This is a genomic window from Variovorax gracilis (assembly GCF_030317115.1).
Classification (GTDB): Bacteria; Pseudomonadota; Gammaproteobacteria; order Burkholderiales; family Burkholderiaceae_C; genus Variovorax; species Variovorax gracilis.
Genome location: NZ_JASZYF010000015.1, coordinates 1 through 21,525, shown reverse-complemented (window position 1 = coordinate 21,525; position 21,525 = coordinate 1). Strand labels below are relative to the sequence as shown.

20 protein-coding genes and 1 pseudogene are annotated in these 21,525 nt (G+C 64.0%); 15 read left to right on the top strand and 6 right to left on the bottom strand.

What is annotated here, in order from left to right; all coding sequences use genetic code 11:
- The first annotated feature begins 10 nt into the window (after positions 1 to 10).
- From QTH97_RS23985 to QTH97_RS23925, 13 genes are all read left to right on the top strand, one after another.
- Positions 11 to 2,524: a VirB4 family type IV secretion/conjugal transfer ATPase gene (locus QTH97_RS23985; protein ID WP_286570993.1), complete on the top strand. Its 2,514-nt coding sequence runs from the start codon at positions 11 to 13 to the stop codon at positions 2,522 to 2,524.
- Positions 2,517 to 3,251, top strand: coding sequence for a TrbJ/VirB5 family protein (locus tag QTH97_RS23980; protein ID WP_286570992.1), 735 nt, complete (start codon positions 2,517 to 2,519; stop codon positions 3,249 to 3,251). The genes QTH97_RS23985 and QTH97_RS23980 overlap by 8 nt, the downstream gene beginning before the upstream one ends.
- A gap of 261 nt (positions 3,252 to 3,512) precedes the next feature.
- Positions 3,513 to 4,562 (top strand): TrbL/VirB6 family protein, encoded by a 1,050-nt coding sequence (locus QTH97_RS23975; RefSeq protein ID WP_286570991.1) that lies wholly within the window; start codon positions 3,513 to 3,515, stop codon positions 4,560 to 4,562.
- Between the two features lie 153 nt (positions 4,563 to 4,715).
- Complete coding sequence (locus QTH97_RS23970) at positions 4,716 to 5,447, top strand: VirB8 family type IV secretion system protein (protein WP_286570990.1); 732 nt, start codon at positions 4,716 to 4,718, stop codon at positions 5,445 to 5,447.
- The gene (gene virB9, locus QTH97_RS23965) at positions 5,444 to 6,283 is read left to right on the top strand and encodes a P-type conjugative transfer protein VirB9 (protein WP_286570989.1); all 840 of its coding nucleotides are present in this window, start codon (positions 5,444 to 5,446) and stop codon (positions 6,281 to 6,283) included. Before QTH97_RS23970 ends, virB9 begins: the two co-directional genes overlap by 4 nt.
- On the top strand, positions 6,280 to 7,659 hold the full coding sequence (gene virB10 / locus QTH97_RS23960; RefSeq protein ID WP_286570988.1) for a type IV secretion system protein VirB10: 1,380 nt from the start codon (positions 6,280 to 6,282) through the stop codon (positions 7,657 to 7,659). Before virB9 ends, virB10 begins: the two co-directional genes overlap by 4 nt.
- The gene (gene virB11, locus QTH97_RS23955) at positions 7,628 to 8,734 is read left to right on the top strand and encodes a P-type DNA transfer ATPase VirB11 (protein WP_286570987.1); all 1,107 of its coding nucleotides are present in this window, start codon (positions 7,628 to 7,630) and stop codon (positions 8,732 to 8,734) included. The genes virB10 and virB11 overlap by 32 nt, the downstream gene beginning before the upstream one ends.
- Positions 8,700 to 10,670 carry a type IV secretory system conjugative DNA transfer family protein gene (locus tag QTH97_RS23950; protein WP_286570986.1) on the top strand — a complete coding sequence of 657 codons (1,971 nt, stop codon included), beginning with the start codon at positions 8,700 to 8,702 and terminating at the stop codon, positions 10,668 to 10,670. The genes virB11 and QTH97_RS23950 overlap by 35 nt, the downstream gene beginning before the upstream one ends.
- A gap of 25 nt (positions 10,671 to 10,695) precedes the next feature.
- Positions 10,696 to 11,967, top strand: a complete 1,272-nt coding sequence (locus QTH97_RS23945) for an LPD7 domain-containing protein (protein WP_286570985.1) — start codon at positions 10,696 to 10,698, stop codon at positions 11,965 to 11,967.
- A gap of 13 nt (positions 11,968 to 11,980) precedes the next feature.
- Positions 11,981 to 12,577, top strand: a complete 597-nt coding sequence (locus tag QTH97_RS23940; protein ID WP_286570984.1) for a phospholipase D family nuclease — start codon at positions 11,981 to 11,983, stop codon at positions 12,575 to 12,577.
- Positions 12,546 to 13,358, top strand: coding sequence for a TraX family protein (locus QTH97_RS23935; RefSeq protein ID WP_286570983.1), 813 nt, complete (start codon positions 12,546 to 12,548; stop codon positions 13,356 to 13,358). The genes QTH97_RS23940 and QTH97_RS23935 overlap by 32 nt, the downstream gene beginning before the upstream one ends.
- Positions 13,359 to 13,450: 92 nt before the next feature.
- Entirely contained in the window at positions 13,451 to 13,930 is a 480-nt protein-coding gene (locus tag QTH97_RS23930; RefSeq protein ID WP_286570982.1) for a hypothetical protein, read from the top strand.
- On the top strand, positions 13,927 to 15,105 hold the full coding sequence (locus tag QTH97_RS23925; protein ID WP_286570981.1) for a zeta toxin family protein: 1,179 nt from the start codon (positions 13,927 to 13,929) through the stop codon (positions 15,103 to 15,105). The genes QTH97_RS23930 and QTH97_RS23925 overlap by 4 nt, the downstream gene beginning before the upstream one ends.
- Before the next feature lie 218 nt (positions 15,106 to 15,323).
- On the opposite strand, the gene QTH97_RS23920 is transcribed toward QTH97_RS23925, so the two are convergent.
- Positions 15,324 to 15,644, bottom strand: a complete 321-nt coding sequence (locus QTH97_RS23920) for a hypothetical protein (RefSeq protein ID WP_286570980.1) — start codon at positions 15,642 to 15,644, stop codon at positions 15,324 to 15,326.
- 966 nt (positions 15,645 to 16,610) lie between these two features.
- Between QTH97_RS23920 and QTH97_RS23915 the strand changes: the two genes are divergently transcribed.
- Positions 16,611 to 16,871, top strand: coding sequence for a hypothetical protein (locus tag QTH97_RS23915; RefSeq protein WP_286570979.1), 261 nt, complete (start codon positions 16,611 to 16,613; stop codon positions 16,869 to 16,871).
- A 10-nt stretch (positions 16,872 to 16,881) separates the two neighbouring features.
- Complete coding sequence (locus QTH97_RS23910; protein WP_286570978.1) at positions 16,882 to 17,169, top strand: hypothetical protein; 288 nt, start codon at positions 16,882 to 16,884, stop codon at positions 17,167 to 17,169.
- Positions 17,170 to 17,838: 669 nt separating this feature from the next.
- On the opposite strand, the gene QTH97_RS23905 is transcribed toward QTH97_RS23910, so the two are convergent.
- From QTH97_RS23905 to QTH97_RS23885, 5 genes and pseudogenes are all read right to left on the bottom strand, one after another.
- The gene (locus QTH97_RS23905) at positions 17,839 to 18,882 is read right to left on the bottom strand and encodes a relaxase/mobilization nuclease domain-containing protein (protein ID WP_286570977.1); all 1,044 of its coding nucleotides are present in this window, start codon (positions 18,880 to 18,882) and stop codon (positions 17,839 to 17,841) included.
- 46 nt (positions 18,883 to 18,928) lie between these two features.
- Positions 18,929 to 19,495, bottom strand: a complete 567-nt coding sequence (locus QTH97_RS23900) for a hypothetical protein (protein ID WP_286570976.1) — start codon at positions 19,493 to 19,495, stop codon at positions 18,929 to 18,931.
- A gap of 310 nt (positions 19,496 to 19,805) precedes the next feature.
- Positions 19,806 to 20,063: a hypothetical protein gene (locus tag QTH97_RS23895; protein WP_286570975.1), complete on the bottom strand. Its 258-nt coding sequence runs from the start codon at positions 20,061 to 20,063 to the stop codon at positions 19,806 to 19,808.
- Complete coding sequence (locus QTH97_RS23890) at positions 20,038 to 20,307, bottom strand: hypothetical protein (RefSeq protein WP_286570974.1); 270 nt, start codon at positions 20,305 to 20,307, stop codon at positions 20,038 to 20,040. The genes QTH97_RS23895 and QTH97_RS23890 overlap by 26 nt, the downstream gene beginning before the upstream one ends.
- A gap of 74 nt (positions 20,308 to 20,381) precedes the next feature.
- Positions 20,382 to 21,525, bottom strand: a pseudogene (locus tag QTH97_RS23885) (hypothetical protein); the annotation flags it as partial.

Sequence of the window (21,525 nt, the reverse complement as noted above, 5' to 3'; positions counted from 1 at the left end):
GTGATGATCGATGCAACTGCTCTCACGCGCCGAGAACCTTTTGCGCCGCGAGGTCGGGGCTGCGGCCATGATTCCGCTGGTCGCCCATGTGCACGAGCATGTGGCGCGCACTCGCGCGGGCGACTACGTCCAAACCCTGCGGCTGGCAGGCGCCAGCTTCGAGAGCGCCGACGACGAGGACATCAACAGCTGGCATGAGCGCCTCAACGTCCTGCTGCGCAATCTCGCCTCGCCGAATCTGGCGCTCTGGACCCATGTGATACGCCGGCGCGAGACCGCCTACCCGGTCGGGCGCACCGTCGCTGGGTTTGCGCACGAGCTCGAACAACGCTACCGCCGCAAGATGGCGGACGAACAACTCATGGTCAACGAACTGTTCGTCTCGGTTGTCTACCGTCCCCAGCCTACTCGATTGGGCAACGCAGCCCTGCGCTTGCTCAAGCGTACAGACCCTCATGGAGAGCGCACCGAACTCCGGGATTCCCTGGACGCCTGCACCAAGTTGCGACAAGAACTGCTCGCAGCGCTGGAACGTTATGACCCCGAGGCGCTGGGCGCCTATCGAATCGAGGGAGCGGACGTTCTGTTCTCCTCGCTGGTCGAGTTCCATGGTCTGCTGGTCAATGGCGAATGGCAACGCATGCCGCTGCCGCGGGCGCCCCTTGACGAGGTGATCGCGACCACGCGCCCGTTTTTTGGCAATGAGGCGATGGAATATCGAACCGGCACGCAGACCCGCATCGGGGCCTTCCTGGGGATCAAGGAATATCCCACGCCAACGGCGCCGGGAATGTTCAGCGCCCTCCTCACGGCGCCCTTCCCCTTCGTCCTGACGCAGAGCTTTACTTTCCTGGCGAAGGGTACGGCCACCGACATGATGAGCCGTCAACACAACCGGATGGCGGCGTCGGGAGACCTCGCGGTCTCCCAGGCCGTAGAGATTCAGGACGCGCTGGACGATCTGATGAGCAATCGCTTCGTTGTCGGCGACCATCATTTCAGCCTGCATGTTCTGGCGGATGCGTACGAAGGGGTGAACGAGGCGGAGGGCCGCCCTCGCCTCAAGCAGCTCAACGACAACATCGCCCGAGCGCGCTCCCTTCTCGGCGACACAGGCATGGTGGTCGCACGCGAGGACCTTGCACTCGAGGCGGCTTTCTGGGCACAGCTGCCGGGCAACTTTGCCTACCGCACGCGCAAGGCGCCGATCACCAGTCGCAACTTCGCGGCCATGTCGCCGTTTCACAATTTCCCGACCGGGCGTGCGACAGGCAACTTCTGGGGTAATGCGCTGACGATGCTCATGACACGCGCCGGTTCCCCCTACTATTTCTCGCTTCACGCGAGCGATCCACGCAGCCCCGATGGAGGCAGCCGCCGGGACGTGGGTCACATCACTGGGATCGGACCCGTGGGCACTGGCAAGTCCACATTGCTGGGGTTCTGCATGGTGGCCATCTGCAATCGTCTGGATGCCACGCAGGTGATCTTCGACAAGGACGAAGGACTCCACATCCTCGTGCGGGCGCTCGGTGGTCAGTATCTTCCCCTGAAGAATGGCTGCCCGACCGGCTGCAACCCGCTACAACTCGACGACGCAATCACAGACAACGTCGAATTCATGCGGCACTGGCTGCACCGACTCGTCATGCGCTCGCCCATGGACGCCCTGACGGTGCGCCAGGAAGACGACCTCGACCAAGCCTTGCGCGGCACGCTCAAGCTTGACATGCCCTTTCGCCGGCTCTCTCGGTTGATCGCCTTTCTCGACGTCACGGATCCGGATGGGATGCATGCTCGCCTGCGCAAGTGGTGCGCCTCGGAACACGGCGACTACGCCTGGGTCTTCGACAGCGACGAAGACCTCGTCGCCCCCTTGCTCGCCAACCATTCTCTGGTCGGCTTCGATGTCACGGACTTTCTGGACAACGAGGTAGTCCGGGCGCCGCTGACCCTGTACCTCTTCCACCTGGTCAATCGGATGGTCGACGGCCGGCCGCTGGTGTGCTGGATGGACGAGTTCGCCAAACTCCTGAGCGACCCCGCGTTCGCCCGCTTTGCCAAGAACGGCCTGGAGACGTGGCGCAAGAAGAATGCGAACATCGCCACCTTCACACAGAGTGCAAGCCATGTGCTCGATTCGGGTATCGCACGCTCGATTGTCGAGCAGACGCCCACCAAGATCCTGTTCCCCAACCCGGAAGCTGACTACGGGGAGTACACGCAGGGCTTCAGCCTGACGGACCGGGAGTTCGCTCTCGTCAAGCAGGAATTGGAACCGGGATCCCGACAGTTTCTCATCAAGCAGAACCACGTGAGCGTTGTCGCCCAGCTCGACCTGAGGGGCTTCGATGACGCCCTGCATGTCATCTCCGGACGGACGAGCAACGTGCGCCTCATGCGGGAATGTGTCGAACGGCATGGTCCTCATCCTGAGCAGTGGCTTGCGCCCTTCAGGGCCGCTGTCGCCAAGCACCCCACTTCCCCTTCTGACAGTCCTATACAGGAGAAATCTCATGCGTAGGCACCTCCTTGCTCTCCTTCTTTCCGCTGCAGCCTTGTTCGCTCCGATGCAAGCACGGGCCGGGATTCCGGTGATCGACTTCGCCGCGCTCGGCAATCTGATGCAGCAGCTGACCTACTGGCAGCAGCAAATCTCTGCGATGCAGAGGCAGTACGACCAACTGGTGCAGAGCAATGGCCAGCTGTCGCAAACGTACAGCGCAATGACGGGGACACGCGGCATGGAGCAGTTGCTGCCCGCGTCGAACCTAGCGCGCAACTACCTGCCATCGACCTATGGCGATCTGATGAACATCGTCAACGCACCATCAACAGGCTACGCCGGACTGGCGAATCAGGTTCAGGCGATCATGAAAGCGAACAACGTCCTTTCGACCAGCCAAATGGACGCCCTGAGCCCGGACATGCGCCGGATCGTTGAGCAGGGTCGACAGGCATCCGCCATGCTCAATGGCATGACGCAAACGGCGTACCAGAACACGAGCCAACGCTTCTCAGCGCTTCAGCAACTTGTGGATCGGATTGGAACTGCAAAAGATCCCAAGGCCATACAGGACCTGCAAGCACGCATACAGGCCGAGCAGAACATGCTTACCAACGAGCAGACGAAACTTCAAAGCCTCTATCAGATTGCCAAGGCCGAAGACGCAGCGCAACAGCTGCGCACGAGAGAGCAAGTCATCTCTGGACACGGAGCGTTCTCTACTCGCTTCACCCCAAGCCCCTGACGAGCCATGTCGAAGTCAATTGTCATCGTAGTCGTAATCGCAGTCGTCGCTGTCGCGACTGCAGGCGCCGCCTATCACTTGATCACCCGACAGGAACCGACACAGCAGGTCACTCCAATAGCCGATGAAGCAGAGCCAACAGCACCTAGCACTACCAACAAGCCAAAGCCAGATCATGGAGATTTTCAGAAGCGATTCCAGCCAAAAATGCCTCCTGCCGCCGGAACAGGGAAATGATGAACTCACGCGAAGAGGACCGAAATGTTCTTCCAACAGTTCTGGAACTGGCTCACCTCGCAGTTGACCGACTACATCGCCACGAAGACCGCGGCAGTTGCAGCCGCAATCGAACCTGCGGCCGTCACGCTTGCAACCATCTACGTGATGATCTGGGGATTTCTCAGTCTCACTGGGAGAATTCAAGAGCCGATCTTGGAGGGAATTAAGCGAATCTTCTTTATCGCAATCGTCTTGGGTGTCGGCCTAAGACTATGGGTTTTCAATGGCGTGATCGTAGACACTTTCTTCACCGCCCCTGGGCAACTGGCAGCAGTCATCACCGGATCTGGTGACTCCGTCACGATCATCGACACGATATGGGACAAAGGCGGCACCGTTGCATCCAACCTCTGGAACAAGGGAGGGGTCTTGAGCGGTGATTTCGGTTTTTATCTTGCCGGGGCGATCGTCTATTTCATCATGGGTGGCGTGGCTGTGTACGCGCTCTTTCTGCTTGCGCTATCAAAGCTCGCCCTTGCATTGATCTTGGCGCTTGGCCCGATCTTTATCTCTTTGCTGTTCTTCGAAGCCACGCGACGGTTTTTTGAATCATGGATCGCACAACTGGCGAACTACGCCCTGGTCGCAGTGTTAAGTACGCTTGTCGCAACACTCGTGTTGAAGGTCGTGTCGTCATACGCGACGCAGACAGCTGAGCGCGGCGCAGCCATCGTCACCGTGGATGCGCTCAATATGGTCCTGTGTGCTTCACTTGTGCTCTTAATCATGCGGCAAGTTATGCCCATAGCCGCCGGGCTTGCCAGCGGCATTGCCCTAAGTTCCTTTGGGTTTGTGAGCGGACTCACTGGCTGGGCGCTCGGAGGTGCCAAGCGCTCAAGCTACGAATTCAGCCGAGGCGTGATTGACGGTGTGCGCGGCGAACCGGGTAGCCGTTGGGACTCCTTCCGCCGCCTCGCCGGCAACCGCGTCGGCGCTGGTGTCGCTTCGATCGGCGCTCTGAGAACGGGCGCACGTCGCGGTGGCACGGTGATCCCGCGCGAACAGGTGATGCCCAATCCACATTCACGATAGAAGTTCGGGGACGAAGAATGACGCCTCGCATTCACCTTCTCGTTGCGTTGCTGCTGGCTGCCTGCGGGACCCGCCCGCCGATGCCACCGGAGTGCGAAGGCCCACTGACGCCGATCAACGCCACTCCCGGCGCATCCACCTCAGGAGGTCTCGATGAGCAGGGACGCGACGCTTGAGCGCTACCTGCATGAAGCGCAGAGCTGGGAAATGGATCGCGCGCGGCGCGCCGAGCGATCGGCCAGGGTCGCCTGGATCGTGGCCTGCGCGGCAGCCGTCACAGCGGTGCTGGCTGTCGTCGCAGTCGCCGCCCTCACACCGCTTAAACAACCCGTTCCCGTCCTGATCCGTGTCGACAGCAGCAGCGGGATCGTGGACATCGTCCCGACCTACGACGGTACAAGCGACGTCGAGCAGCTCGTTACTCGCAATCAACTTCAGAACTATGTCATCGCCCGGGAACGCTTCTTCTACGGAACGGCTGAGGCGGACTACGAATTCGTCGCGTCCCAGAACTCTCCTCGTCTGAACCAGGAATGGGCTGCGCACTGGACCACGAGCAACCCTTCTTCGCCCCTGAACGTCTACAAGGACGGCACCGCGATCCGTACGCAGGTGCGCTCAGTCACTTTCCTCAAGCTTGAAAGCGGCAAGGACAAGCTGGCGCAGGTTCGCTTCACACGCCACACCCGTCCGGGCGGCACCGGCGAAGAGCAGGCCAGCCACTGGGTCTCCACCATCGAGTTCGCCTACGTCCAGCCTTCCAAGGACGACAAATGGCGCTCGCTCAATCCCCTGGGCTTTCGCGTCGTGGAGTACAGGCGAGAACCCGAAGTCGCTACCGCGGGAATGGCCGCGTCTGCCAACGGAATCAGGGACGGGCGATGAAGTCACGGTTCGCATGGCATGGATCCGCACTGGGCGCGGTCTTGTCATGCGCGTTGCTCATCGCGCCTTCCGTAGCAAGGGCGGCCACGATACCGCCGGCCGGCAAGGTGGATGCGCGGATCCGAGTCATTGCCTACAACCCCGATGATGTGGTCACGCTTCACGGCTACGTGGGCTACCAGATCCACCTCCAGTTTGCCGAGGGCGAGGAGTTCGTGAACCTCGGCTCCGGTGACAACGCCGCCTTTGACGTCGGGGCCGAGCGCAATCACTTCTTCATCAAGCCGAAGGAAGCTCATGCATCCACGAACGTCACGGTGCTGACGAACCGTCGCGCCTATCACTTCGACTATGTGGTTTCCCAGAACGCACCCTCGGGCGCCGCGGCGCGGCGCATGGTGTATTCGATCCGCTTCACGTATCCCGAGGACGAAGCCCGGACGGCTGCCGCAGAGGCAGAGCGTCGCCGTGCCGACGCCCGGATAAGTCAGGCATCGGACCGTCCGCGCAATAGGAACTACTGGTTCTGCGGCAGCGATTCCCTCAGGCCCATGAGCGCATATGACGACGGCGTCCAGACGCGCCTGCGCTTCCAGGCGCGCGCCGAATTTCCGGCGATGTTCGTCCAGAACGACGATGGCTCCGAATCCCTGTTGAACTTCAACGTGGAGGACGACGAGGTCGTCATACATCGGGTGGCGCGCCGCTTCGTCCTGCGTCGCGGCCAACTGGTCGGCTGTGTCGTGAATCAGTCCTTCGCCGGCGGCGGTGCCCGGACCCCAGCCAACACCAGCGTACCCGGGGTCCGGCGAACCACCACGGGAGATGGACCATGAGTTGGCATGACCGTACCCGCCGTTCTGGCGCTTCTCAGGACGACAGAAGCGACACATTCGACCAGGATGCTGCCGAGGACCCCAACGAGGCTCCGCAGGTGGACCTCGACACTGGCGAGATTCTTCCCGCACAGCGTGAAAGGACGGGACAAGCGCAAGGTCGCAATGACGCAGGCGGCTCAACGGTGATGGGCGAGCGCGGCATTCCGTCCGTCAATCGCGAGCGCTCGATCCAATCGCGCGTCAGCGGCTCGCTCGCACTGGCCACCGTCCTGCTGATCGGCGCCGGGTTTCTTTTTTGGTACTACAACACCCAGTATGCGAAGACGCGTGACGTCGAAGAGGCAGCAAGGAAGGCCACCGCTGCCCGCGCGGGCGGCGAGATGAAAGTCCCGCCGCTCGGACGTATCGACCCGCCGAGAGCGCCGTCGGACGGACTCCCCGTCTCCACCGCGGGAGCGCCCCCGGCGCTAGCCCCCTCAGTACCCCCCAACGCTGCGCCCTCACAGAAAACGCCTGAGCAATTGGCCTTGGAGCGGCAACTCGGTGCACCAGTGCTTCGGCGCGCCCAGTCGCTGCAGGGCGGCGCAGGGGACGCGAGCTCCTATGCCATGACGGGTCCCGCTGCTACGCAGGTCGGACTTCCCGGCGCCGTTCCGAACGTGACGCAACTCTTGGGTGCATTTCAAGTTCCAGGCGCCAGTGCAGTCCCGGGGGGCGGCACACTTCTCGCCAACCTCAAGCCCACCCCGACCCCTGCTGTCGCAGCGCAGACGCTGCCAACCCGCCGCCTCCTTCTCCCCAAGGGCGCCTTCATCGACTGCACACTGGAGACGGCCATTGATTCGACCTACGAGGGCATGGCGACCTGCATCGGCGCGAATGACATCTACGGCGCCGATGGCAAGGTGGTCCTGTTGGAGCGCGGCACCAAGTACGTAGGCGAGCAGCGCGGCTCCCCGCGCCAGGGCCATGGGCGGGTTTTCATCGTCTGGAACGAGGCGCGCACGCCGACCGGCGTGGTCGTCCAGCTGGCCTCTCCCGGGACGGACGAACTGGGCCGCAATGGACTGCCCGGCTTCGTAGACACGCATTTCTGGGAACGATTCGGTGCAGCGATTCTGATTTCGGTCATCGACGGCACGATGCAGGCGATCGCTGCACACCAGCAAAGCGGCACCAACATCGGCAGCGGCGGTGGGGTGATCCTCGGCCCGCAGGGCAGCCGAGACGTCATCACCGAAGTGTTGCGCAGCACTGTCGCGATCCCGCCCACCGTAATCAAGAACCAGGGGGAGCGTATCCAGATCCTGGTCGCCCGCGACGTTGACTTCAGGAGCGTCTATGCGCTTCGAACCGAAACCACGCCCCCTTGAACGCGAAGCCTTCGAGCAAGTCGACGGCGGCGAACCCTCCTCGCTGGCCCTGTTCCTGGGCCCCCTCGGCCACCTCCTTGATGACCCCGAGATCACGGAGATCTGCATCAATGAGCCTGGCGTGGCCTTCGTGGAGCGGCTGTCAGGATGGCGCCGCGAGGACCTGCCATTCGCCAACTTCGAGTGGTGCCTTTCCATTGCCAAGCTGGTGGCCAATTTCACGCGCCAACGCGTGTCGGCCAATGAGCCTTTGCTCTCAGCCACCCTGCCCGGCGGCGAACGCATCCAGATCGTGCTCCCGCCCGCCACGCTGAACCACACGGTCTCCATCACGATTCGCCGGCCCTCGAATGCGCTCTGGACGCTGGAGGAGTTGGAAAGTCTGGGCATCTTCGGTTCGACATGCAGCATTCCGGCAGTCCAGGCCCGTCGTCCCGAGGTCGATCGGCTGGCATCCGAAGACCGCGAACTGACTGGCCTGCTGGCGAAGCGCCAGTTCGTCCAGTTCCTGCGCCGCGCCGTCCAGCATCGCAAGAACATCCTGCTGGCCGGGGCCACCGGCTCCGGCAAGACCACGGTAAGCAAGGCGTTGATCCTGGAGGTGCCGGCCGAGGACCGTCTCATCACCATCGAGGACGTCAAGGAGTTGTCACTGCGCAACCAGCCCAATCACGTCCGACTCTTCTATTCGCAAGGCTCGCAGGGTCAGGCTGCCGTCACGCCGGGCCAGCTGCTGGCGAGCGCCAAGCGGCAACGCCCCGACCGGATCTTCGTCTCGGAGCTGCGCACGGGCGAGGAAGTCTATGACTACCTGGTGTCCGTCAACACCGGTCATCCAGGCTCGATCACCAGCGTTCACGCTGACAGTGCGGAAATGGCCTTCGTCGCGCTGGCCCAGTTGATGAAGCGCAGCGACGCCGGCCAGGGCATGAGCACCCGTGAAGGGGTGGATCTGGCGCAGATGAGTGTGGACATCGTCGTGCAGTGCGCCCGCGACCGGAACACAGACGGTCAGCGTCGCATCGTGCGGGAGATTTGGTATGACCCAGGCACCAGGCGCCGAGGGCTGGCCTAGCCCCTTCAGAATCGCCATTGCATTGCTCGTCGGCGGGCTCGTCGGCCTGTACGTGGCCGCCTACGTCTTCCTGATGGCAATGAAGCTGCCGCCGCAGAATGCGTCGCTGCTGACGCTTCATACGTACTGGCAAGCCTACGGCGATCGGCCTGACGTTCGACGCACGATGCTAGCGGCTCTGGTCGGCGCGCAGGGCCTCACGCTCGGTCTGGTCGCGGCGGCCATGGTCCCCCGTCGCCGCCCACTCCATGGCGCAGCGCGTTTCGCTACGCGACGCGAGATCGAGCAGGCCGGCCTGCTCAAGGACAACGGAATCATCCTGGGCCGGCTGGGGCGCCGCTACCTCGTGCTCCCGGGTCAGCAGGGCGTGGAGCTGGAAGCGCCACCGCGCAGCGGCAAGGGCGTGGGCGTCGTGGTGCCCAACCTGCTGAACTGGCCCGGCTCGACCATCGTCAGCGACATCAAGGGCGAGAACTTCGTGCGCACCGCGGGCTTCAGACACGCCCATGGACAACAGGTCCATCTGTTCGATCCTCTTTCTGAGCGGGAGTGCTCGGCACGGTGGAACCCACTGGGGTATGTGTCGGAGGTGCCCTACCGCTGCATCGACGACCTGCAGCGCATCGGCACCATGCTGTTCCCGGACCCGATGGCCGGCGATCCTTTCTGGACATCGTCCGCGCGTTCGCTTTTCCTTGGAATCGCGCTCTACCTTTTCGAGACCGAAGGCGCCACCCGCACGCTGGGTGAGGTGCTGCGACAGGGGATGGCCAGCGACGCCGAGGGCTTCCAGAAGCACTGGAAGCGAGTGATCGATGCGTGCGAACGCGCAGGCTACCCGCTCTCCCAGGAGGCGGTGCAGAGCCTCTACGATGTCATCGATCTGGCACCGACGACGGCCTCGAGCATTCGGAAGACCTTCACCAGCCGACTGGACCTGTGGCTGAATCCGCTCATCGATGCCGCCACCTCAGCCAATGACTTCGACCTGCGAGCCCTGCGCAAGCGTCCGATCAGCATCTATGTGCAAATCAACCCCGACAACGTTGCGCGGCTGCAGCCCCTGCTGAACCTGTTCTTCCAGCAAGCCATCGGCCTGCAGACGCGGGAGCTTCCCGAGAACAATCCGGACCTGAAGCTTCAGCTTCTGCTGATGCTCGATGAATTTCCCGCACTCGGCCGGATCCCTGTGATCGCCGAATCCACTGCCTTCCTGCCGGGCTACAACGTTCGCACGGTGGTCATCGTTCAGTCCAACTCGCAGCTTGTCGAGAAGTACGGAGTCGAGGGTGCCAAGTCGATCCGCAAGATGCTGGCGGCGCGCATCGTCTTCCCGCCCAAGGAATACGACGACGCCGAGGCAATCTCGCGCGAACTCGGCACCTACACGGTCCGGCAGAAGAACATCAGCCGCCCGATGTGGGGCGGCGAGGGCAAGGCCGCGACGGTCAGCATCAGTGAACAACCGCGACGCCTGCTGCTGCCCCAGGAAGTGAAGGAGCTGGGGCCCGCCCGCATGATCCTCTTCTACGAGGGCCTTCGACCGGTGCTTGCGCACCGCATCCTCTATTTTCGGGACAGGTCGTTCGCCAGGCGCGAGGTGCCGCCACCCGCAGTGCCACAACTGGACGTCGACGGATCGAGTCATGCGATCGCAGGCGCCCATGCAAGACGGGCGGAGGACGAGAAAGACGATCCAGAAGGCCATGCCCGCCGCTCATCGGCCAGGGCAGAGACATCGGTTCGCGGGGCAGCTCATGGCCTCGGCCAGGCAATGATGAAGGAATCCAGCGTGGCGAGCGACGTACTGAACGACAAGCTCGCGCTCGACGATTTCTCCTTCGATTTCGACGACGTGGAGATTCCCGCGGAGAAGCTCAGCGACGAGGACATGAAGCGCCGGGCGGACGAGTTCATGGCAAGGATCCTGGACTGACTTAAACCGACATGAAGGAGCCCGTATGGCAAACGCAGATTCCCCTGACCGATTGCGCCCCGCGAGCGACGGCTCTGCGGCCGCCGCGTCTTCGTCCACCTCCGGCCCTGCGTCATGGGAGTTTGCAGGCTCGGTCATCGGTGACGCACCACCCCTCGGTCGCAGCCATGTCCGCGCTCCCGACGGCATCGAGCGCCGGTACCTCAAGGTGGACAACCGGTACTTCTTCCCGGATCGGACGCTGGCCTTCATCGACGACGGCAACCGCATCCGCGTCCGGACGGAAAACCTCGAGGTACTTCACAGCGTGGTCGCGATCGCCGAAGCGCGGGGCTGGCGAGTGATCGAAGTGCGCGGCACAGAGGCCTTTCGGCAGGCCATATGGCGGGAGGCGGCGATGCGCCGGATCGATGCAAGAGGGTACGACCCTACGGAGGTCGAAGTCCGGCAAGTCCAGCGCCGCCTGAGCAAGAAGGAGGCCGCGCTTGCGCACGACCAATTCAGAGCCGCGCCATCGCAGGCGACGAAGGACCACACAGCAACCGAACCCGATCAACGGCAGCACACTGCCGTCGGCAACGGCCCGCAATCCAACCCGATCGCCGAGCCGGCTCGGGGCGCCGACAGCGAAGACACCGGAGCGTCCCGTCCACCGCGCGCGACGCGCGACGGCGCCCGTCCACCGATCCGGGGCATTCTCGTGGCCGCCGCCGCCGCGCCCTACCAGTTCGATCCGGCGCAGCGCATGTCCTTCTATGTCGCGGTCCACACCGAGGTGGGCGATCGCACAATCTGGGGCGCGGACCTGGAACGCGCGCTGGCCGAGTCGGCTTCACAACCTCGCATCGGCGAGCAAGTCATCCTCACGCAACAGGGGACCCGTCCGGTGAATGTCCGTGTGCCCCACCGCAATGCCGAGGGAGAGCTGATGGGGGACAGGAAGATCGTTGCCCAGCGGGCCCGCTGGAGCATCGAAACACCAGACCATGTGCGAGAAATCCAGCGTCGCGCTCAATGGATCCGAAGCGGGCAATGGGCGGGCGAGTCCGTGGACCAGCGACCGGAGTTGGCCGCGGCTGCAGCTGGCCTCAAGCTCGCCGAGCAATTCGCACGGCGTGTGACATCGGACGCACCATCGCAGGAACGGCTCCTGCACATGATCCGCGAACGGATGGCCGCCGCGATGGAGCAAGGTCGGCACATCATCCTGCCAGGGCGCCGGTCGCCTCCCTCGCAGTCGCAACTTCGCCGGCGCACCGGACGCAGCTACGAGGAGTTGACGCGTGAGCGCCCCTAGGCGAGCTTTCGCCTTGCGCACGGTCCTGGCGGCACAGGGCCTGGCGCTCGCCTGTGCGTTGGGCGTTCCGCGCGCCGCCGCCGAGCGCGGATCACTCGCGAGCCCTCGTGCGGAGCAGTCGAGCAGCCCTCAACTCAAGAGGGAAGACGTCCAGGCCCCGACTTACGTTGCTGAATTCACACCCGGCCAAGCCCTGCCGCTGGTGTTGGAGACGATACGCGGTGCGCGGTCGACGCTTCTGGTCGCGGCCTACTCATTCACCAGCAAGCCAGTAGCCGCCGCGCTGCGCGATGCGCATCGCCGAGGCGTCCAGGTCCTGGTGGTCGTCGACGCGGCCGAGGCGGCCAAGGGTTACTCTGCCGCACGCTTTCTGGCCAATCAGCAGATACCCGTACGTATCAATGGCCGCTATGCGTTGCAGCACAACAAGTTCATCGTGGCGGACGGGACGGTAGTGCAGACCGGAAGTTTCAACTACACGTCGTCCGCCGCCGGACGCAACGCGGAGAACGTTCTCGTGGTTCGCGACGTTCCCGCGCTCGGCGCGAAGTACACGCAGGAGTGGCGCCGGCTATGGAATGAAGGCTCCGATCTGTCGCCCGCGTACTGACGTTTCACGCGTTACCGCCTTTCGCTGCCGCTTCTCCCATTTCGTCGACGTCTCTGCGCGAAAACCCGTCATGGCCCGCATGCCCCAGACATCCACCCGGCAAGTGCGCGGCCCGGCGCACCCGCGCCTGTGCATCACGGACGGCACCCTGGAAGCACTGAAGTGGGTCGGCCTGCTGCTCATGGCCGGCGACCACATCAACAAGTACCTTTTGCATGAGGGCAATCTCGCGCTCTATGCATTGGGCCGCCTGGTGATGCCGATTTTCGGCTTCGTCCTCATGTACAACCTGGCCCGCCCTGGCGCATTCGCGTCGAATATGCACATTCGGGTGATGCAGCGATTGGCCGTCTTCGCGCTTCTCGCAACGCCCGCTTCCGTCTACCTGATGGGCTGGTGGCCATTGAACATCTTGTTCACGCTTTTCGTCGCGACACTGCTCGTCTGGCTGCTCGAGCGCGACGGACTCGCCAATCGGCTCGCCGCCGCGGCGGTCTTTCTGGTCGGCGGAGCGATTGTTGAATTCTGGTGGCCGGCGCTGTTGTGTTGCCTGGGGGCGTGGGCTTTCTTCCGCAGGCCGTCCGTAGCCGGGCTCGCACTTTGGGCCTTGGCCGTGGCCTCGCTCGCTGTGGTCAACGGGAACTTCGCAGCGCTGTTCGCGCTGCCGCTCGTCGGGGGCGCCGCCCAGGTCGACGTCCCCTTGCGACGCTCCCGCTGGGTGTTCTACGCCTTCTATCCAGCACACCTGAGCCTGCTGGCCCTCGCCCGATCCGCTTTGTGACCTGCGGCAGATGGCCGACGAGTCCCTGAGCTTCTGCGGTGCATGCACCATCGCAATTGCGCCTTGCGGAGGCTGCTATAACACGCGGTCGCATGGACAACCTGCACCTTCGCATCCGCATCGATCGCGCCATCGCCGAGAAGGCGATGAAGATGGCGCAGGAGCGCGGTATGGAACTGCCGGACGTCATCCGCATGATGGTCACAAAGGCGGTGCGAATCGGCGATTTTTCCATCGATGACGAGCGACCGCAGGAGCATCGGGTGGCGGAGGCCACCCGCCCCTATTTCGCGTATGACGATCGGCAGTGGGACTCTTCGAAGACCGTGCTCGATGCCGAGTTGGCTCTCGCCCTGATCAACCAGTTTGTCGCGTCACACACGATCCTGATTCAAAGCCTGCTCGATGCCGACCATCCCCAAGATAGTGAGATCGCTCGCCTGCAGCAGGAGCGCGAAATCGCACGCGAAGACCTCGCGACGCTCGACCCAGCCGATGCCGAAGCCATTCGGGCTCTGCTGACCCGCTACGGCCCGGCCGCCGACCCCGAGAATCAGGAGGAATCGGGATGACACGCGTCGCCTCGGTCCCTTCCTCCGCGACCTCGGAGCGCGAGCTGCGCAGGCTTTACGAGCGATGCGTGGCGCCCGATTTGCTCGCGAACGTTCAGAGTGCGGAACAGCCCGTCGCGATGATTGTCGCAGGCCAGCCCGGTGCCGGCACCTCCTATGCCGCCGTGCAACTGCGCAAGCAGCTGACGCAAACCGCGCCCACCGCCGTGCATGTATCCATCAACCGACTGCGTGCGTACCATCCTCAGTGGACGGGAGGTGTCGACATTCCGCCAATGACGGCCGGCAGAATCGCGATGCACTGTCGGGCCTGGTTCGATCGGCTGGTAGCCGACGTGCAAAAACAGCGGCTGAACCTCGTGGCAGAGATCGAGACTGTCGACATCGACGCGGTGCCCAAGCTGGCAGCGGACCTGCGCCATCATGGGTACATCGTCCAGGCCATCTTTGTGGCTACCTCGCGTGAGGAGAGCCGCCTCGCCATGATGGCACGCTACGAGATGAGGCGACGCGTCGGATTGGCAGCCGAGCAGCCCTCGGCCCAGAACCACGAGTTGGCGTTCAGGAATGTGGCAGTTTTGCTGGGCACGATGGAACACCGACGGTCGGTGGACGGCCTGCGCGTCATCACCCACATGGGCGGCCAGATCTACGAGAGTCGGGTGATCGACGGCGCTCTGAATCGACTTCCGCGCGCTCAGGAGACGCTCGAGGTGCTGATGGACAAGCCAAGCTCAGCGAAGGAACTCGTTCAGTTTGCAATGCGGTGGGAGACGTTGGTTCAGCGCCTTGCCAACGATCCCGGGGTTCCGCGCGACCTGGCCAGCCAGACGGTCACTTGGCGCAACCAGGCGGTCGCACGCTGTGAGAAGGATCCAGCTGCATCTCAGATGCTGCGCTGGGCACGCGAGGCCGGCGCATTCCGGGTGATGAACCGTTTCGAGTTCGAGAAGGAGTTTCCTCATCACTCAAGGGCTGTGAAGGCCTTCGGCCTGGCAGTCATCGAAGCGGAACGGTATCCACCTGAAGAAGCCCGCCGCTTGTTGCTTCATGCCCGCGAGAACATTGCACAGCGCATCGAGCGCGGCGACATGGCGCGAATCGCCGCGCGCGAAACGACGGCTCAGGAGCGAAAAGCCAGGGAACTGCCGCCCAAAGGACCGCCCACGCGATGACACGAGCATGGGACGCCAACTCGACTCTTCGCATGCACACTGGAGAAGTTCGGACCGAGCGGCGCGAACTTCACGCCGCCTCAGCCAATCGGAGCCCGGCCGCTTCGTCGCGCGCTGGCGCCTGCCCTCCGCTTCCCTGCGCCATGCACCCCGCCTTACTCGGCACGGACAACTCGGCTGAAGGTTGGGAGTCGGTATGCCGGGATTACCGATACCTATCACTTCATTTGATGGACCGCCCGCTCCATGACTTTCCGCACGCAGCTTTCAGAGCTTGTCTGCTGAAAGGGAAAGTCCGAACCATCTTCGAGGCGGTTCGTTCGCCAGTCGTCAATGAAGACGCGCGATCGCTGGGACAGGGAGGCGATCGCACTCGCTCCGCTTTCATGTCGACCTGCTAAGGCTATCCGGCATCGGTGGCCCTCATTCCAATGAAGATCCGCACGGCCAGAGATGACTCCGTCGGGGGTCGAACCATCTAGCTCAACCACCACATTCCAGCCGTTGTACTCGAACCTATGAACTGCAGAGTTGGTCATCACCACAATCCTCGGAGCGGCCTGCGCGCTCCCCTCGGTAGATTTCAATCCAGGTTTCCGGCAACAACGTGCCACGGCGCGCAAGAACGCAAGTTCACACAGCCTGAGCGCGCGGTGTTCGACGTCGAAGGGGCACAGGATCCCGACGATGGGCCCACCCAGCGGACCGCGATTGGCCTGCGGAAGGGGCCGGGCCGATGTCTATCCTGCAGTCGTCACAGACGAATTCCCCGTTCGCGGCCGTCAGCAGGCACAGGGTCTCTATGAGGAAATCGCTCCGCACATGCGCCCGATCCTCTCCAACACAGGCAATTCAACCTCTCGCTGCTCGCGGGCCCACGGATGTTTCGAGCGCTGCCCGCCACCCAAGCATCGCCCCAATCAGGCGTCGAATGGGGCGCCGCCAGCGAGAAAGGTTAAATAGCGCGAGGACTGGCCCCGCCAGAACTCCCATATGGCGGCGGGCCATGGTGCGAGCCCCGCCAACTGATTCAAGTAAGAATGGACGAGAGGCACTTCACGCGCCAAGAAGTCGGAAGTGTCCGCATCGCGCTTCAACGATTCGGAAGTTGCATGCATGGAAAGTCTCCTGTTGTGAGAAGTAATGCTACGCAAGCCCGTGGACAAGGCCTTGATGTAGCTCAAAGCACGTTCTCTTTACCTCACGACAATTCGCCACCGCGTACCCGCGAACGCGCGTCGGCGATTGACCGGCTAGGCTCAGCGTCATTCGCAGCAAGGCTCCAGGATCTGGGGCCATGATGACCCGAAGATCCAGCAGCGCCAGTCTCGGGTTGAGCGGTTGCGGCGAGGCGCCGCCCGCAACGGGCGCGCGCGCATTTTGTCCAGGTGGCCGACGGAACGGCCACTTACGGCAAACGCTTCCTGCGTGCAGGTGGTACACCCGGCTGCGCGTGACTTCGAAAGGACAAGCGATGCCGGAAATGTCCGGGGTGTCCAGTTGAAATGGGACTTGCCCAAGCCAAGGCCCGCGAATCGGACGAAGGGCGCCGTCTTGTGGGGTGGGCTGGCGAGCCGCAACCGATCATCGATGTCGTCAGCGTGCCCGGAGACGGCACCCAGCCGGCGTACTCGGCGCGCCTTCTGGAGCTCTGGCTGCACAAGCGCGACCACGTCATCACGCTCAGGGACTACGGGATCGACCACATGCTCATGATGAATCAGAAGCCCACGCGCGACGCGCTGGCTGGACTGCTGCCGAAATGAGGAGATCGCCATGAAAAAAAGCAAGCCCATCGAGCCCCGGCCGGATCCCTACTCGACGTGGACGAGGCCGGCCGCGACGTCGGCGGATGCGCTCAGGTTCATCCGGAATGCGCAATCCATGTTCAGGCACTACGAGCCCACGCCGGAGAACAGGGCGCGCCTGCTGAAGTACGTGTCCCAGGCGAAGCCCGCCTGGCTGCGCATGCTGTCGCGGCGCATCATGATCGACATTGGTGAGGGACGGCAGCCCGACGCCGCGGACTTCGAGCACCGCGCTCCCGGGAAAAAGGCACGCTGAAATGTCGCGCGCCGGCCCCGCTGAAGGCTTGAGCGATCCCAACCCGGCGCGCGCAATGACGGTCCAAACGCGATGCTGCGGCGCCTGGCGCCGGAATCGCCGCCGCCGGTCGATGTGGTGGTGCGCGCAGTGGTGAGCACTGCCGTCCGCCGGTCAGGAAAGAGCGCTTGTCCATGACCCACGTCGTCGGGCTGGTGGCCTCCAGAGGGTCCAATGGAGGGCCGGATGCTACAACCGGCCGGCGTGGCAGGCGGGAGTCCGGGGGCCCGGGGCGCTCGCCTCGACCCCGCCCCCAAGGCGACGCCTCGCCCTCTGCGTCGACTGCCCACTCTGCACCCGCAGCCGCGAGGTCCGCGCCGCACACAGCGAGAACTGGCTGCGCGCGATCGTCCTAAGATCCACGGCATCGATCCGGCACTGGACCCGCGCAAGCCGCAGCGCCTCCTCGCTGTCGCGAATCGCCACCGCCACGATCGCATCCCGCTCGCGCAACACCGACTCCGCGCCAAGCGAAGTCTCGACCTGCGCGCGCAGCGCACCGCCCAGTAGAGCGGCGCGATCAGATTCGCGACCAGGCTCCACATCGGGCTGCTGCGTCTTTCAGCACGATCGGATCGCTCGATGCGTTGCTGCCGCCGGCGGTGAGGCTGATCCGTGGCAACAGGACCTCTACCGACTTCGTTCGCCCTGCCCGCTGGGGGGGATGCGCTCCTGCATCGGCGAGCGTACTTGAACTCGCCAACGCGCAGCCATGCGCTCGGCATCGGTTCGGACCGGAGCCATCGCCGCCACAAATCGGGCAGCCTGGCTCGCCAGTTCCGTGTGCCCCTGGAGGCGCAGCCTGTCTGCTGACTCGCGCCAGTTGGCGGCTACCTGGGCGCGTGTGCTCAGCATCGTGTCTTTTCCCGTTTGCAAAACGGATGGCCCCTCGTTCAGCGCCCCGAGCAAGCGGGCCAGCTTCGCGCGCATGAACGTGGAGGTCGCGGGTATGGTTCGTTGCGAACGTTCGTGCGGGCTTGTCTGGCTGACGGCACGGATTGCGCGAAGTCGGTGGTGGATGGCATCTCGATAGGGCTTGCGCACCTGCCCTCGCACTTGTCGGGGCGTTGCGTTGGCCGCAACGCCTTGCTCCCGCATCAGTTCTGCAAACTGCTCGCGCCATTGGCGCAGTGTTTCTTTGCGGACGTACAGGCGCTTGCCCGGTTGGTACTCGTGCTCGCACTTGACCACCAGATGAACGTGAGGGTGCGGCTGGTCCGTGTGCAGAACCATTGCATAGCGATACTGAAGCGCAAAGTTCTCCCGCGCGAAGAGGCGCGCGGCCGCCAGGACCTTTTCCGGCGGCGTGCCCGCCGGCATCGACAGCACGATGTTGTGAACCAGTTTCGCTCGGGTGTCCTTCTGACCCTCCGCTGGCTTCGGCCTGTACTGGCTGCGGCACAGCTCAAGTTGCCAGTCTTCCGCGATAGCTTTGGCCACACTTTTCCCTTGCAAGGTCAGCCCCTCGTCCGTTTCCAAGGGCAACTTGCCGTGACGACCGATATAGCGAACGTGTGCGTCGACGGCGCCGGAGTCTCTACCGCCACCCGACACTTTCACCATCACCTCCGGCGTCCGGCTTACCGTGCGTTTGATCTGCTCGACCTGTTCGGTGCCCAGCCTCAGCGTGCCGCTCGGCCCGCGCCGCCCGTAGCTGACAATGTCCAGCGTCATGTCCCGTGTCGCCCCCGCAGCGGAGCGCAACATGCCGGTGACCCGATCAGGCATCGCCGGCCTCCCAACTGATCAGGTTGCGCCGAACGACGGCAGCGGCCGCTTCCCTCGCCGATTCCACTTCGCGGCGCGTACGGGCCATGAGGTCGCGGAGTTCCGAGGCCGATGGCTCCGGGAGAGTGTTCGGCATGTCGAACAACCGCAGTTGCCTGCCAAGGGCTGCCAACTGGGCAGCGCTGGTCCTGATCTCATCCAGTTCCTGTGGCGGCAGGACCGGGGCCGCGCGAACATGGTTGTGGACCAACATGGCCAGGTAGCTGGCGGTCTTCATGCCGCGCGCACCCGCACGCGCGCCGGCCAAGGTGCGGTCGCCACGGCGCAGCCGCAAGGTGATGCGATCGTCCCGCGCACCCTCTGCTTCATTTGGCCCGGTAGCGGTTGGCACGCACGCATCGCGGATCGATTCGTGGTTCGACCGGAGCACCTCGTCGACAAGTTTCGCCAGTAGCCCCGATTCGCTGAGCCGATGCTGCGCCGCCAGAGCCCCCAAGCGTGCCTTGTTTTCCGATGGCAGCCGCATCGAGATCACAGCGGAACGGGGTGAAGAGGGCATCACGAACACCTAGGGTGTAAACAATGTCTGACGCCAGTCTATCCTGCCCTCACGGCCACACAAGGACTCTGCGTTCGGCATGCCGACACCGACGTCGATGCCTGCATCAGATGCCAGGCGGCGCCAGTTTCCACGGTGCATGGGCTCATCCCCTTCGTCGCGCCGCACCCCGCGTTGGCCATCTTCGCAACAAGGGTCGGCTTTGGCCGCCTCCGTGTGCGATCCAGTCAAGACGAAGGGCTGGCATCGTGATGCCAGCCCTCATCGCCGCTGGGGTCCTTGCTCGATGCTCGTGACCTGATGTCGAGCGCTACGCGTTTTTCCAACGGGCTGCGATCACGCGGGCCTCTTCGACGCAGCGCTCGGCCTCGCGCAGGAGGGCTGCGACCTGGTTCAGCGCCTCGTCATCGCCGTGCCGGGCTTGAGCGTCCTCGACCCCGAGCACCGCCAGCTGCAGCAGTTCTTCGCACTCGCAGGTGCGACGGCACAGGCATCGGCCCTCGAAACCGGAGAGCCGCGGAGGGTGTTCGTCCCCCGGGGCGTCAGCGCGGGTGCTGGCCGGGTTCACGGTGTTTCTCCGATCCCGTGCCTGCAGCGCCGACACGATCGGTCGGCGCGACATCGCCCAGCGGGACGGGTGCAAGGTCGCGCGTGCTGCCAATGCCATCCAGCACGGGTTGGAAGCGTGTGGCGAAGTCCGAAGGCGAAGCATGGGATGCCGGGTCCGGTTGCGGCTGGCGCAGGAACAGGCCGAGAGCCGCCAGCGCCGCAATGCCGGTAGCGGTGGCCACCATCAAGGTGCGTGTGATCATGAAGGTCTCCTGAAGGAAGAGAGGGGGGAGGTGTTCAGGGAAGCGCCGCCACTTCGTGCGGCGCGCCATGACGGCTATTCGTCATCCTCGGCCGCTGCAGGGACAGCGGTGGATGCACGCAGCGGCGCAGGCAGCCAGCGCAAGCCTTCGAGCTTGGATGCGCAGTACGCGATGGCGTCGGGCTTCTTCATGCCGGCCACGGCCTTGGTGGAATCGATGCCGGTCGCTTCCTTCACGGCCTCCAGCGCCTTGGCCTTGCTGACGTTGCCGAGGTAGTTCGCGGCGGTGGGCACCCACCAGTCGGCCATGTCGATGCCGAGGGCCTCGGCGATGGCATCGCTCTGATCGCGTGTGCATTCGCGGCCCGCGACGGCGTCGATGCTGCGTGCGGTGCAGTAGGCGAGCAGTTCCAGCAGCGTCTCGCGGTCCTGGCCGAGCAGCCAGGCGAACATCGCCTCGGGATTGCCGGGGAGCCGGTCGCCCCACGCCGTTTCGGCCTGGCCGAGGATCGCGCCGGCCGGCGAGTTCTCGTAGCCGGTGGCGTGCTGCGCCAGGCTGTAGTCGCTGGTCAGGTGCACGTTCACCTTCACCACATCGTTGCCCCGGCTGTACTGGCCGAAGACGGTCTCGGCCATCCGGTGCACGAGCGTGACCAGCGCCACGCGGGGGTTCTGCGTCAGTGCGGCTTGGAGGGCGGCGGTGCGATGGGCAGTGAGGTCGCGCATGAGCTTCTCGCTGAACTCGGGGCGCCTCCTCGTGTCCTCCGATGATTCGCGCTCGCCGTGTTCTGCTTCATCCCCGCTGCCGTATCCGTTTCCACCAACGCCGGAGCCTGAACGGCCAGCGTCCTTGTCCGCACCACCCTTCCTTGCCTCCCGGCCCTCGGGCCGGATGAGGCCCCGATGGACCGTCAACCGTCCGGCGTGGTCGATGCGAAGCAGTGCACCGGTGCGCGCCATCTGCTCAGGCGTCCACCCCCGCAAGGCCGTGCGGGCGGCGTCGAGCTTGTCCTCCAGGTCGTCCAAGGCAGTGGACAGGCGCTCTTCCTCGGCCTCGTAGTCGTCGGCATCGGAATCCTCGTGGTCCTCGTTCCTGTGATAGGCCTTCGAGAGACGCTCGCGCTCGGCTTCCAGGGCTTCGATGGCCTGTGCTTCCTCCGGTGTCGGCACGCGCTCGTCCTGCGGCTCGACCTGGTAGCGGCGCAGCGCGAGGGAGTCG

Excerpts from the sequence above, each read along its gene's own strand:
- QTH97_RS23900 (WP_286570976.1), bottom strand. The coding sequence starts at position 19,495 with ATGCCCTCTTCACCCCGTTCCGCTGTGATCTCGATGCGGCTGCCATCG.
- QTH97_RS23950 (WP_286570986.1), top strand. The coding sequence starts at position 8,700 with ATGACCCAGGCACCAGGCGCCGAGGGCTGGCCTAGCCCCTTCAGAATC.
- QTH97_RS23935 (WP_286570983.1), top strand. The coding sequence starts at position 12,546 with ATGAAGGCTCCGATCTGTCGCCCGCGTACTGACGTTTCACGCGTTACC.
- virB9 (WP_286570989.1), top strand. The coding sequence starts at position 5,444 with ATGAAGTCACGGTTCGCATGGCATGGATCCGCACTGGGCGCGGTCTTG.
- virB11 (WP_286570987.1), top strand. The coding sequence starts at position 7,628 with ATGCGCTTCGAACCGAAACCACGCCCCCTTGAACGCGAAGCCTTCGAG.
- QTH97_RS23905 (WP_286570977.1), bottom strand. The coding sequence starts at position 18,882 with ATGACGCTGGACATTGTCAGCTACGGGCGGCGCGGGCCGAGCGGCACG.
- virB10 (WP_286570988.1), top strand. The coding sequence starts at position 6,280 with ATGAGTTGGCATGACCGTACCCGCCGTTCTGGCGCTTCTCAGGACGAC.
- QTH97_RS23930 (WP_286570982.1), top strand. The coding sequence starts at position 13,451 with ATGGACAACCTGCACCTTCGCATCCGCATCGATCGCGCCATCGCCGAG.
- QTH97_RS23980 (WP_286570992.1), top strand. The coding sequence starts at position 2,517 with ATGCGTAGGCACCTCCTTGCTCTCCTTCTTTCCGCTGCAGCCTTGTTC.
- QTH97_RS23910 (WP_286570978.1), top strand. The coding sequence starts at position 16,882 with ATGAAAAAAAGCAAGCCCATCGAGCCCCGGCCGGATCCCTACTCGACG.
- QTH97_RS23920 (WP_286570980.1), bottom strand. The coding sequence starts at position 15,644 with ATGACCAACTCTGCAGTTCATAGGTTCGAGTACAACGGCTGGAATGTG.
- QTH97_RS23985 (WP_286570993.1), top strand. The coding sequence starts at position 11 with ATGCAACTGCTCTCACGCGCCGAGAACCTTTTGCGCCGCGAGGTCGGG.
- QTH97_RS23915 (WP_286570979.1), top strand. The coding sequence starts at position 16,611 with ATGGGACTTGCCCAAGCCAAGGCCCGCGAATCGGACGAAGGGCGCCGT.
- QTH97_RS23975 (WP_286570991.1), top strand. The coding sequence starts at position 3,513 with ATGTTCTTCCAACAGTTCTGGAACTGGCTCACCTCGCAGTTGACCGAC.
- QTH97_RS23925 (WP_286570981.1), top strand. The coding sequence starts at position 13,927 with ATGACACGCGTCGCCTCGGTCCCTTCCTCCGCGACCTCGGAGCGCGAG.
- QTH97_RS23970 (WP_286570990.1), top strand. The coding sequence starts at position 4,716 with ATGAGCAGGGACGCGACGCTTGAGCGCTACCTGCATGAAGCGCAGAGC.
- QTH97_RS23945 (WP_286570985.1), top strand. The coding sequence starts at position 10,696 with ATGGCAAACGCAGATTCCCCTGACCGATTGCGCCCCGCGAGCGACGGC.
- QTH97_RS23890 (WP_286570974.1), bottom strand. The coding sequence starts at position 20,307 with ATGATCACACGCACCTTGATGGTGGCCACCGCTACCGGCATTGCGGCG.